An 11,485-nucleotide genomic window follows, 5' to 3' on the forward strand; every position below is an offset into this window, starting at 1 on the left:
GCTTCAACAAACGCGCCTACAAAGGACGAAATGTCATCGAACGCTGCTTTTGCAGGCTCAAGGACTTCCGGCGCATCGCCACGCGATATGACAAGCTCGCCCGTAATTTTTGGGCCGCTGTTCATCTCGCCGCTCTCGTCGCATATTGGCTCAATTGAGTCTGGACCCTAGACTAGCCCCGCCGCATAGAGCGCTTTTGCGACTGACTCGAAATACTGCGAAGGCACCGGGTTGCCGAGCCTTGCCTTGCCGAGCAGCTGACGCGCCAGAACATTGTCCTCCACAATGTTGAGGCGAAGCGCGCGCGCCTCACCAAGCAGCTGTGAAGCAGCTTCACCCTCGCCACGGCAGACCAACACCGGCACACCGGTCTCGCCGCGAACATAGCGCAGACCAATCAACGTTGCCGGTCCCCGCAATATCAACGTGGCCCGGCTGATGCCGAGTGGAGCCTCGTTTGCCGACTCTTGCCGCAGCCGCCGGTGCTCGCGCTTCACCTGCGGATTGCCTTGCTGTTCCTTGTTCTCCCGCTTGGCCTCCGTTTCCGTCATGCGCATGTCCTGCATAAACAACCAACGCTGGATTAGAAGGTCAGCCAATCCGCCGACCAGAAAAGCTCCAGCGGCAATGCCAATCAGCAGTTTAACCTCGGTGAAGACGAAACCAAAACAGCCCATGCCGCAGACTGGCAGGTACACCAGCGCTTTCCAGCTCGCGGTCACGGTTAAAAAGAAGATCGCACCAAGCAAAACCACTTTAGCCAGGGTCTTGCCAAGCTCGATGGCCGAACGTTTCGAGACGATACGCTTCAAGCCTTTGATGGGATCGAGTTTCTCGAGCTTCGGCTTGAGCGGCTCCGAAGCAAACATAAAGCCGCCATTGGCCAGGACATTGGCCAGAAGAGCTGCTGTCACGGCAGCGGCGAGCAACGGAGCGACAGTGGCAATCGAAAGTTCTAGCAAGCCGCTGAGCGCTTGTGGCACCGCGCTTGTGAACGGCTGCTCCTGCAGTTTATCGACCAGCCGGACCGTCTCCTGCCACTTGTCCTCAATGGCACCCGCTCGCCACCACAGACAGCCGAAACCGGCACAGGCGCTGACGCCGCTCACTAGATCGGAGCTGCGCGCGCTCTGCCCCTTCTTGCGCGCATCGCGCAGCTTCTTGGGCGTCGGAGGAAGCTTTTTCTCCTCACTCGTAGAGCTCATTTCAACAGCTTCCTCAGATGATCGAGCATGTCGTTCGAGGTCAGGATTTCAGAACCGGCATATTCGAGCAGATAGACGGTGTAGCTGACCATAATGACCCCGAATGCAACATTCTTGATCATCGGGGAGAGATCGTTCATCTTGAGCTGAGATGCAAAACGGCCGAGCATCATGACCGAGATATCCACCAGCAACAGCAGGGCCAGAACCGGCCCGGCGACCAACAAGGTCGTCATCATGATACGATCGAGAAGGGCAAGACACTCCATTGCCCCTTGCACTGTCAAGGCAGGCAAAAACTGATAGACAGGCCACACTAGGTAGCTGCCATAAAGGCCGCTCACCATGGTCTGCAGCCCGCCGACCAGAACGAAGATCGTAACCGCCGTAACACCGAGAAAGAGCCCGGTTCCAGTCGCTTGGCTGTGCGTCGCGGGATCCTCCCCCGCAACTTGGCTTGAAATTCCTCGTTGGGTATCGATGATGTCGCCGACTGCCTGTATGCTCCATAGTGGAATACTGAGCAGGATGCCGAGCATCAGACCGACGAACACCTCCTTCACGCCAAGCATGGTAACGCTAACCAAGCGCGTGTTCGGGTCCAAGGCCTGCAGACCGAGCTTGATCTGAGCAAGGCAAGGCAGGCCAATCGCAATCGTCAGGCTTCCCCGAATGAGGCCGCTGATACGCGGCCGGGTGAAGACAGGAAGCACCAGCATGATGCCTAGGGCGCGGGCCGCACTCAGGCCGGTTGCGGCGACGAATTCGATCGAGCCCTGAACGAGAACTTGCGCCTCTGCGGGTGACAGGCCAGCCATCCAAGCTCTGCTAGTATCTTGCGGTGAGTGCCGGAAACTCGCTGAAGATGCGCTCGGCCTGGTCGATCAGCGGGGCGCTGAGAACCGGGGAAAAACCGGCGAGCACGGCGACGACAACCAGAAGCTTGACCGTCAGTGGCAGGGTTTGGTCCTGGAGCTGAGTTGCCGCCTGGATAAGGCCAATGATCAGTCCGGAGATCAGAGCTGCGAGCAACGGCGGCAGAACCCAGATCATGAAGAGCACGAGCGATTGACTGAGGTGCGTAAGGATGCTGGCTTCGTTCATGGTCAACCTCCTGGCGTGGTGTAGCTTAGTACTAGCCCGTGCATGAGACGTGACCAGCCGTCGATAGTGACGAACAGAAAGAGCTTGAAGGGGACAGATATCACTGTGGGGGATACCATCGACATACCCATGGCCATCAAAATCGTGGTGACAATCAGATCGATCGTGATGAAGGGAAGATAGAGAAGAAAACCGATTTCGAAGCCCCGCTTGAGTTCGGAAATCAAGAACGACGGCACAAGAATTGAGAAATCATCTGCCGTTACGCTGCCGCGCATCTCCTCCGACCAGACATGTTCGGTGGATGACAGGAAGAAGCGGCGCTGCTCTTCATTGGTGAATTTCTTCAGATGAACACGCAGCGGCTCCTGTCCCTCCTTGGCGGCCATCACCCAGTCATCGAAACTCTGGTAGCGAAGTTGCGGATCGGTAAGGCGGTTATAGGTCTGCTCGAAGACTGGAGCGCTGATGAAGACGGTCAGGATGAGTGCCGCTCCGTAAAGGACGATGTTCGGCGGTATCGATTGAGTTCCTAGCGCATTGCGCACGAGGAAGAGAACAACCGAGACCTTGATAAAGGCTGTAGTTGTGACGACAGCAAAGGCCAGGAGGCCAAGGCCGACCGTTATCGCAAGAAGCGCCAGGATGCTGGGTTGAATTTCAGTCATTAAGCGCCAACCTGCCGCGTAACCTGACGGCGAGCTCCTCGCCGATCCGCACGATGTCGCCTCGGCCGATACGTTGGCCGTTCGCAACGATATCGACCGGCCCGTCAAGATGCCGGCCAAGTTCGAACACGTGGCCTTCGTTGATGGTTCGCAAGGTTCCCAACGGCATCGGCCAGCGGCCACATTCGAATACGAGTGTGATCTCGATGCTGTCGATATCCGCCTCTGACGGGGGCTGCTGTTGCATCTGGTTTTGGGGCATCACATCTTCACTTTTTAGAGGGTGGGATCGCAAGCGGAATGGTCCTCGCAGCACCAGCCTGTCGCCGCCAATCTCTGCAGGGGCCCACAATCGGTCTGCAACGAGAACAATTTGGCCTCGCGCGAGTGGAATTGTGTCCGGGAGCAGCGCATCGCCTTGCTCTGCTTGGCGAAGAACGCCGATCGCGACGCGGAGCGAGCCGATATGGCCTGCAACGATGACCGGGAGTTCGGAAAGCAGCCTGGCCGCCTGTCGCGGTAATCGGCCGAGCAGCTCGCCGAGGACGGTGAAAGCCGGAGGCACCGGACCGTCGAACGGAGAGAATAGAAGCAGCCGAGCCTTGCTGGCGAGCTCACCATAGGCGACGTCAAATTCAAGATAAGGCTGCGTACTCCGCGCTTCCTCGGTGCGAACAAGCTGCAGATTCCGCTGCGTCATTCTTTCCAGCGCAGCAAGCAAGGGTTCAAGCGCAAGTTCCAGGACCAGCGAACGCGCCGGCTCAGAAGGTAAGGTAAGCCCATTCTGCACGGTCCGAACCAGCGCTTCCGCAAGCTTACCCGGCAAGGACAGGATCAAGGTTTCACCTTCTACTTCGAAGACGCAGTCGAGCATCGGTGCCGCAGCCGGCTCCGCCTGCCAGACGGTCCGGCTCACGCGCACAGATAGCGGCTTCTCGCCGAGGAGGCCTTGTAGAGGCGCACGCAACGCTGTGATCTCGTTAAGCCACGAGGCCACTGCGTGCGACAGGATCAGCGACGGCATGAAGGCTGCGCGCTCAGCCGGCCGGTCCGAGGCCGGTGCGGCTTCCGCGCCGCAGGCCCCGAGCTCGCGCGTGAGAGGATCTGCAATCATGCTGGCTCACCTCCCGTCTGCCCTGACGGGCCGCGCCGGTAGCGGAGCAAGACTTCATCATCAGCTTCGATTTCGGCGGCGGCTTCGAAATGAGCACTCGTGGTGCGCCGAACGTCTTGATCAATCTCACGCCATTTCTGGCTCGCCGCTGAACGCCTGGCCCAAACGGCCCTCGCCTCAAGAACCGCAGTCTCAGCTTGCGCCTGAGCAGCACGGGCATTTTCAAGAACCTGCTGCGCCGCTGCAATCTCGTCTGTGAGCCGGCCGATGATGAGATGATAGCGCCGCTGCAGCTCGCAAACAGACATCGCATCGGCTGCTAGCATCTCCCGATAGAGCTCTGCCTCGAGCTTTGCCCGGCGCTCTTCGGCATGTGTAAGATGCTCGAAAGCTCGTTGGACAGCTTGGATCGCAAGGTGGCGCTTGGCTTCCATGTTAGACAATTCACGAATGGCGCTTCGCTCCCGCATGTCCTTTACGAGCCGCAGCTTCGAGGCGTGAACGGGACTTAGGCGGTCAGACGCGATATCCATGCGATCGTCTCCTCAAAGCTGCACGCCTCACCCTGCCCCTGGCGCAGAAAGGCCCGCAGTTGCTCGATCGAGGCGATCGCCCGATCGGTCAGCGGATCAGAGCCTTGTTTGTATTCACCGACCTTGATCAGGAACTCGGCCTCAGCGTACCGTGACAGCAGATCACGGAAAAAGGATGCCGCCTTGCGATGCGGCACGGACACGATCGCATCCATGACGCGGCTGCGGCTCGACAACACGTCGATCGCCGGAAAATGCTCCCGGGAGGCCAACGCGCGGGAGAGAATAATGTGGCCATCGAGGATGCCGCGTGATTCTTCCGCTATCGGATCACCCGTGCCGTCACCTTCGACAAGCACAGTATAGAAGGCCGTAATGGAGCCATGCTCGCCCATGCCGGCGCGCTCCAACAAGCCCGGCAACAGTGCAAAAACGGATGGCGGAAATCCGCGCCGGGTCGGCGGTTCTCCTGCGGCAAGTCCGATTTCACGCATGGCGCGGCTAAAGCGCGTCAAAGAATCCATCATCAGAACGACGCGAAGGCCCTGATCACGAAAATATTCGGCTAGCGCTGTCGCCATGTGGGCGCATTGGGCCCGCTCCATCGCCGAACGGTCGGAAGTCTCCACCACAACGACGGAACGGTGAAGGGCTTCGCCAAGATGACGTTCGATGAATTCACGCACCTCTCGACCGCGCTCGCCGATCAGCGCAACGATAGTGACGTCGGCCGCTGCGCCTCTTACGATTTGCGACATCAGCGTCGACTTGCCGCAACCGGCATCACCATAAATTCCGATCCGCTGACCTTCTCCGCATGTGAGAAGACCATCCAGGACACGGACGCCGAGCGGGAACGGCTGTTCAATCGCGCGCCGTTTCATCGGATTAGGCGCCCTGCCGCGCAGCGGTCTGGCTTCGCCGGCTTTTATAGGGCCCTTGCCGTCGAGCGGCCGGCCAAAACTGTCGATCACGCGGCCGAGCAAATCGGGGCCGGCAGCCACTTCCTGCATTCGCCCGGTCGTCACCACCTCTGCGCGATTGGACAGCCCCACCATGTCCCCGATGGGCGTGAGTAACACCCCATCCGGCAACAGACCGATTACCTCGGCCTCGAGCGACCATCCGCTGCGAGGATCCTGCAATAAGCACAGTTCTCCGACCCTGGCCTCCGGCAAGACGGCGTGCAGCAGCGTGCCCACGGCCCGCGTGATCCGGCCGCGGACAGCGCGTGTATCGATGTGCTTGGCGGAAGATCTTAAGGATGAGAGTGCGGCCTTTACGGTTCCTTCTGCGGCCGCGGCATGATGGGTCGGTCGTTGCACGGTCACGATTCAGCTTCCTCCGTCAAGCCAAAGCCGAGGCGCAGCGCGCGCAGCTGCGCGGCAAGCCCAAGATCGACGTTGCCGAACTCGCTCCATAAAACACATTGGTCCGCGCTCAGCGCCGGATCCGCCTCAATCCTGAGCTTCGGCCGGCCCTCAAGTCCGTCATAATCCTTGAACTCACTGGCTAGCAGGTCGGCTTTCAGTGGGGATACGTGAAGGCAGACCTCCGTGTTTTTATATCTTTGCTCGATGGCATGACGAACGCACTGGACCAGCATCTTGCCCGAATCAAATGCGCCAAGCAGATCGCGAACGATCTCAAAGACCAGTTGCGGCAATTCCCGCTCCAGAACCGCCTTGCGTTGGGCCAGTTCACAAGTCGCCTGCGCAATCAGCCGGGCCATTTCCTCTGCGCCAGCCTTTGCACCCTCGGCGCGGCCCTGCGCACGTTCCCGCTCATAAGCCAGGCGTGCCCACCCTCGAACCCGCTGCAGATGCCGCTCGGCAGCGGCCAGCGCCTGTATGGCATCGTGCCAGATCTCAAGCTGCGCAGCTGGGATCAGCGGTCCAAGAGCCCGAATCTTCGGGGCCGCGGGTGGTGCGAGGGCATCGGCCGTCATGCCCCAGCATCCTCAGTGCGCAAATGAGCCATGACGAGGGAAAGCAGCGGGCCTGCTGCGCTACGGTGCTCGGCAGTTGAGCTCTCGGCGGCCGTCCCAGCGGGCAAGCGTAGAAGCACGCGGATACGAGCAAGCGATGAAGTCTCTTCGAGCCAAGCGCCGAGACAAGCATGCCCGTCATATTCGATCTGTCGGGACAATTGCTCTGGATCGGCGATCGGGGCCGTTGCGACGGCGCAGGATAAATGCCGGACTGCGAAAGCATGCGCCTCGGCACCGATCAACTCCACCAACACAGGCAGATCGTGCCTGGAGAACAGCTTGAGGATGGAGCGTGCATGCCAAATGCCGCCCGCGAGCAGCGCAGCCCGCCGCGGATCATGCCCCAGGAGAGCATCTTCGCTCCAGTCGCCGCAGCTCACCACCCCCTTGCTGCCCAAAAGCAGTTCGGCGAGCCTTGGCTGTAGCCTGGCACTCTGCTGTAGCCGAGCCAAAGTGGAAGGTGAAAGCAGCGGGTCAAGAAGCCCGGCGAAACGACCGGGATCGGCCGAGGCAGCAAGCTCGCGCAGCCGATCGGCTGCGAGCGTGAACGAGCGATTGGTTTTTGTGGCTGTGGTTGACATTGATGGCGGCATGAGCGTCCAGACTATGACGCATCAGCAATCATCTTGCCCGCCGCTTGGTCAGCAGACAGGCGCGAGCCCCTACCGAACACGCTCAGCTTACGCGATGATTTTCCAAACTGACGCATGCGCGGGCCCAGCAATACGCAAGCGACGATGCCGAATACCGCTCCGGCGCTTCCTACAGCAAGCGCAAGTAACGGCGATGAGCCGGCTCTTGCTGACTGAGCCACAGGGACTCCCGGACCGGCAGACTGCTCGACTGGAGCGCGCTCGACCGGCACGAAGACAACGGCGACCTTGTCATAGGACAGCCCTTCAATGCTGTTTGCGACGAGCATCTTGATCTGCGGCAATAGTGCCGAAAGCCTCGCGCTGGAGCCATGTCGAATGAAGACCGATGCCGAGGACGGGGTCGCACCTTGCCGCAACAAGTCGTTCTTCGGCAGAACGACGTGAACGCGTGCTGAAAGGACGCCATCTATATCGCTGATCGTGCGCGACAATTCTTCGCTTAGAGCATAAACGTATCGTGCCCGCTCCTCGATCGGCGAGGCAACGAGGCCCGATCCCTTGAACACCTCGCCGAGATTCTTGAAGGATTGGCGCGGCAGCCCCTCAACATTGAGCAGGTCAATCGAATAAGCGAGCTGCTTTTCCTCGACCTGGATTGTGCTGGTTCCGTCCTTGGCGACAACACGGACAGCATCAACGCCCTTGCCAAGGAGAAGCGCGAGCATCTCATTAGCCTCGCGCTCCTGAATTTTGGTGTAGAGATCGGTCTTACAGCCGATCAGCGAGAGGAGAAGGGGCATAGCAAGAAACACGCGAAGCCGTCGCCACGATTGACGGCCGCCGGAGCTCCCCCTCTTCATATCGCCAGTCATCAGCTTACTCAGCCGGCCGATAGCAGCTTGTTTAGCGACGAGCTGACGGCGCTGGTGCCCTTGGAGACGAGGGAAACCTGAACAACGTCTTTGTAGACGTCTCGCAGATTCGTCATCATCGATTCGAAATCAGCTCCAACCGGCTTAACAGCCGCATTGGCTCCGGCGTTATCCGCCGGCAAAAGTGGCTGCGCAGCCGGCCCAGGCTGCACCCCATTTACGACAGCCGGCGCAATCGCCGGAGAAACGGCTCGCCCCTGGTAGATGCCGGAAAGGGTTTGGAGGATTCGGTCGCCCGGCGGACTTGCCAGCACATTCGTGCGCTGGACCTCCAATATCGGAGGAGTCGCTGCGGGTGGATTCGCGGACGGGAAAGCAGACCCCTGATTGGGAGCTACTTGCGCCAGGGACTGCTCGAAACGCGCCTGCTCGCCAGCAGCTGCCGGAGAGCAGGCACCGGAAAGACAACCGGCTGAACTGGGAGGGATCGGCGTTGCGCCTAACAACATGGAGTGTGTCATTGTGCTGGTTTGATGACCTAAGCTTTAGCCGATGAACCGATCAAGTTCATAGGCTGCCGAGCTGACGAAAACCTGACGGAGATCAGGTTGACTTGGTCATCTAATGATCACGTTTGGCTTCCAAGCTGCGGCGAAACTCTAACTTCATAATGAGCGGAAGGCGTCAAGGAATGCTCGCGCGGTCCACGGTGGTACATATCTTAAAAAGAATTTTTTGTGCCGGTGTTCTCATCTGTGTCGGAATTTTGCGCACGTCTGCTGCATCCCTTTCGCTGCCGCCCGCCCCTTATAGCTACACCGTTCTCGATCAGGATCTTGCTGCGGCGCTGCAGGAGTTCGGAAACAATCTCAATATCAGGGTCAATGTCAGCGCCGACGTCAGGGGCCGGATTCGTGGACGAATGCCGGACCTGCCGCCACGAGAATTCCTTGACCGTTTGACTGCTTTGTACAATCTCCAGTGGTACTATGACGGACTTGTCCTTTACATCTCCGCCGCCCAAGAGGCGCAAAGCCGGCTCATTGTATTGAACCCAATCAGCTTCGATGCGCTCAAGGCCGCGCTCGACGCGCTCAACATCTCGGATGAGCGCTATATCGTGAAACCTGCCCCGGGAGAGGGCCTCATCCTTGCTTCTGGCCCACCCAGATTTGTTGCGCTGGTGGACCAGACCCTCAAGGGCCTTGTGGCGGAAGCGCAGGCCCGGCGCAGTCCCGCCGCCGAGAGGTCACAACACGAGTCGGTTTTGATGTTGTTTCGCGGCTCCTCGAGCACGGTCTTCCGGGACGGGCGGCCGGAAGCTTCTCCCGAAACGCCGCTTCATGGGGGCGCTGTGCGCGAAGCCGGTCCAGGCCAGAAGTGATGGTCGAAGATGCAAGACCGCTCCGACTGAAGTCGCATCCGATCGTCAGCTTTTCGAAAGCTAAAGCCCCCAGCATGAGCCTGCGAGGTCTTGACGGCTGCCCTGCTTGAGGCAGCCCGATAGATGGATAAGAGACCGGATGCTCGAGGGAAATTGGGTAGCGCTGCCTTCACGCAGTGCGAGGCATTAAAGATCAATGTGGGCCTCCGCACGCGCGCTTCCGAGCTAGCTGAGGCTTCGCATAGCTCAATGCGCGTCATCAGTTGGAAGGAGAAACAGGGTGGATTTCAATGCAGTCGCCCCGGCGAATACGAGCCCGGAGCCCGACACAGCACGGACGGCTACAGATGCAACCGAGTTCGAGCGGCAGCTCAGCGGTTCAGAGGCTCCCGCTTCGGCGCAGGGAGTCGCCCATCCAGTGCTGCAGGGCGAGGCTTATTCACCCTATCTCGACGCGGGCCATCCCTACTCTCCATACTTGGAGACAGGACACCTCTATCCGCCTTACCCAGATTTAGCGCATCCCCTTGGGCCAGACTCGGGTTGGCAGGATAATCTATATGCCGCGCCTGCGGCCGTCGCTGCGCCAGAGCCGGACAACGGCCAGCAGCATCTCTCGCCGCAGGCCATAGCTCAGGCGATCGAGGAACATCCCGGCTTCGATCAAGATGTGATATGGCAGACTCTGGATGTCGGCCCATCGGAAGCCGAGCCACGGCACGGTGAGCCTCAAGCGGGGACATCGCATGCAGGACCATCGCGCACCGCCCCTTTTTCAGGATGAGCCGCCGCACGCCGGCCCCTCGCATGCCCGGCCATTGCAGGCGGGACCGCCCCAACCTGGGTCTTCTGAAGCTCCGCCAGAAAGGACCGCGAGGCGATCCATGTCGTCGAGATGAAGGTAAGCGCGTTGCGGATCAGGATAGTCTGGGTATGACCGGCCCCCCTAAATACCTTCAACATACCGGTTGTTAGAACCAGCACAGTTCTTCGCACAAACCTCCAAACACCGGACCACCTGAGATCACTCGGGGCACGAATCGCGGCATCAATCCGGCCTCACTCTTCGTCAGCTTCTTGCAAGCTGCCCCTGCTAGCACGAAAGGAATAGGTCATCTCGCGGCACCGCCGCTATCTGAGTTTTATGACATGGACACAGGCGCAGCCGATATCGCAGCAACGGCGCCAGACGCTGGCACAAACACCGATAACGCCGCGAACGGCGGCGACAACTCGCACGCAGCATTGTTGCAGCGGGCCTTCGAAAAAGCTCTGGTTGCCGTCGCTACCCAGGTCATAAGCGATACCCAGTCAGACATGGATGACGCTATGAGCGAGCTAGATGATGGCTGAAGGCCGGATTATCAGACGCGCACAGGGAGGACCTGACGGACGGCAAGCCGAACCGAAAACGATCGGGTGAAGCAGGCGGACTTGGCAACAGCAGCCGCTAGACCGTCTTAGGTGATCCTCCAGGCAGGCGGTGCGGCCGTTCTGCAGGACCTCGCAACTTTCGGAAGACGCCGCAGCGACTTGCTCATGCCGCCGTGTCACATATTCTTCGATGAGGGTTCATCAGGAGCGCTCTTTAGCCAGGGCACCAGACGTTCTAAGCGAGCCCGAGCGCTCCCCGCCGATGAACTTCGTCAGCTATTATCCTCGATTGGTTCTGCAGCCGCCCGCGAGATCGTGCGCTAGAGAGATCCTCCGAGATTTTCCGGAACATAGGCAGACTTGGCGCTCGCTGCGCCCATATCTGCAGAACTCCGGGGACCGCTACCCCTCAGCATCGAGGCATGTTGCTGCTGCCTGATCCTGAGTTATGGCGTATTTGTCGCTACGAATTGGCGCCAAGGCTCAGACTGCCCCTATCACGCTAAGAGCTAAGATCCTCATCGAGGCCGCCGCACCTAGTACCCGGAATCAGAGCTGAGTGATACGGCGGCCTTTGAAACGGCGTTGACGGACCTTTTTCTTGGTCCAGACGAAGGGCTCGGCTCTGTCGTTGTATGCGTTGAC

General features: G+C 59.6%; 15 protein-coding genes. 3 read left to right on the forward strand and 12 right to left on the reverse strand.

The window, feature by feature from the left end:
• Nucleotides 1-158, forward strand: a 158-nt coding sequence (locus QJT78_RS44065; RefSeq protein WP_281460628.1) for a transposase, incomplete at its 5' end; no start/stop codon positions are given.
• Between the two features lie 9 nt (nucleotides 159-167).
• On the opposite strand, the gene QJT78_RS44070 is transcribed toward QJT78_RS44065, so the two are convergent.
• From QJT78_RS44070 to QJT78_RS44120, 11 genes are read right to left on the reverse strand one after another with little or no spacing between them, the layout of a single operon-like run.
• On the reverse strand, nucleotides 168-1,205 hold the full coding sequence (locus tag QJT78_RS44070; RefSeq protein ID WP_011084630.1) for an EscU/YscU/HrcU family type III secretion system export apparatus switch protein: 1,038 nt from the start codon (nucleotides 1,203-1,205) through the stop codon (nucleotides 168-170).
• The gene (gene sctT / locus QJT78_RS44075; RefSeq protein ID WP_011084629.1) at nucleotides 1,202-2,023 is read right to left on the reverse strand and encodes a type III secretion system export apparatus subunit SctT; all 822 of its coding nucleotides are present in this window, start codon (nucleotides 2,021-2,023) and stop codon (nucleotides 1,202-1,204) included. The genes QJT78_RS44070 and sctT overlap by 4 nt, the downstream gene beginning before the upstream one ends.
• Before the next feature lie 10 nt (nucleotides 2,024-2,033).
• A complete protein-coding gene (locus QJT78_RS44080) occupies nucleotides 2,034-2,309 on the reverse strand; it encodes a flagellar biosynthetic protein FliQ (RefSeq protein WP_011084628.1) in 276 nt (91 codons plus the stop codon).
• Nucleotides 2,310-2,311: 2 nt separating this feature from the next.
• Nucleotides 2,312-2,977 (reverse strand): type III secretion system export apparatus subunit SctR, encoded by a 666-nt coding sequence (gene sctR, locus QJT78_RS44085; protein ID WP_011084627.1) that lies wholly within the window; start codon nucleotides 2,975-2,977, stop codon nucleotides 2,312-2,314.
• A complete protein-coding gene (gene sctQ / locus QJT78_RS44090; protein WP_011084626.1) occupies nucleotides 2,970-4,091 on the reverse strand; it encodes a type III secretion system cytoplasmic ring protein SctQ in 1,122 nt (373 codons plus the stop codon). The genes sctR and sctQ overlap by 8 nt, the downstream gene beginning before the upstream one ends.
• Nucleotides 4,088-4,624, reverse strand: a complete 537-nt coding sequence (locus QJT78_RS44095; protein WP_011084625.1) for a hypothetical protein — start codon at nucleotides 4,622-4,624, stop codon at nucleotides 4,088-4,090. Before QJT78_RS44095 ends, sctQ begins: the two co-directional genes overlap by 4 nt.
• Nucleotides 4,600-5,955 carry a type III secretion system ATPase SctN gene (gene sctN / locus QJT78_RS44100; RefSeq protein WP_011084624.1) on the reverse strand — a complete coding sequence of 452 codons (1,356 nt, stop codon included), beginning with the start codon at nucleotides 5,953-5,955 and terminating at the stop codon, nucleotides 4,600-4,602. The genes QJT78_RS44095 and sctN overlap by 25 nt, the downstream gene beginning before the upstream one ends.
• Entirely contained in the window at nucleotides 5,952-6,572 is a 621-nt protein-coding gene (sctL, locus tag QJT78_RS44105; RefSeq protein WP_011084623.1) for a type III secretion system stator protein SctL, read from the reverse strand. Before sctL ends, sctN begins: the two co-directional genes overlap by 4 nt.
• Nucleotides 6,569-7,207: a hypothetical protein gene (locus tag QJT78_RS44110; protein ID WP_028153800.1), complete on the reverse strand. Its 639-nt coding sequence runs from the start codon at nucleotides 7,205-7,207 to the stop codon at nucleotides 6,569-6,571. Before QJT78_RS44110 ends, sctL begins: the two co-directional genes overlap by 4 nt.
• An 11-nt stretch (nucleotides 7,208-7,218) precedes the next feature.
• Entirely contained in the window at nucleotides 7,219-8,082 is an 864-nt protein-coding gene (gene sctJ, locus QJT78_RS44115) for a type III secretion inner membrane ring lipoprotein SctJ (RefSeq protein ID WP_011084621.1), read from the reverse strand.
• A gap of 8 nt (nucleotides 8,083-8,090) precedes the next feature.
• Complete coding sequence (locus QJT78_RS44120) at nucleotides 8,091-8,603, reverse strand: nodulation protein NolB (protein WP_085966026.1); 513 nt, start codon at nucleotides 8,601-8,603, stop codon at nucleotides 8,091-8,093.
• 170 nt (nucleotides 8,604-8,773) lie between these two features.
• Here QJT78_RS44120 and QJT78_RS44125 point away from each other — a divergent pair, with 170 nt between their 5' ends.
• Nucleotides 8,774-9,466 carry a secretin N-terminal domain-containing protein gene (locus tag QJT78_RS44125; protein ID WP_020608155.1) on the forward strand — a complete coding sequence of 231 codons (693 nt, stop codon included), beginning with the start codon at nucleotides 8,774-8,776 and terminating at the stop codon, nucleotides 9,464-9,466.
• Nucleotides 9,467-10,022: 556 nt separating this feature from the next.
• Here the strand turns inward: QJT78_RS44125 and QJT78_RS44130 are convergent.
• A complete protein-coding gene (locus QJT78_RS44130; protein ID WP_161966260.1) occupies nucleotides 10,023-10,199 on the reverse strand; it encodes a hypothetical protein in 177 nt (58 codons plus the stop codon).
• Nucleotides 10,200-10,615: 416 nt separating this feature from the next.
• Between QJT78_RS44130 and QJT78_RS44135 the strand changes: the two genes are divergently transcribed.
• Nucleotides 10,616-10,819: a hypothetical protein gene (locus QJT78_RS44135; RefSeq protein ID WP_011084616.1), complete on the forward strand. Its 204-nt coding sequence runs from the start codon at nucleotides 10,616-10,618 to the stop codon at nucleotides 10,817-10,819.
• The last annotated feature ends 666 nt before the right edge of the window (nucleotides 10,820-11,485 follow it).

The sequence above is a fragment of the Bradyrhizobium sp. Mp27 genome (assembly GCF_029953005.1).
Lineage (GTDB): Bacteria > Pseudomonadota > Alphaproteobacteria > Rhizobiales > Xanthobacteraceae > Bradyrhizobium > Bradyrhizobium barranii.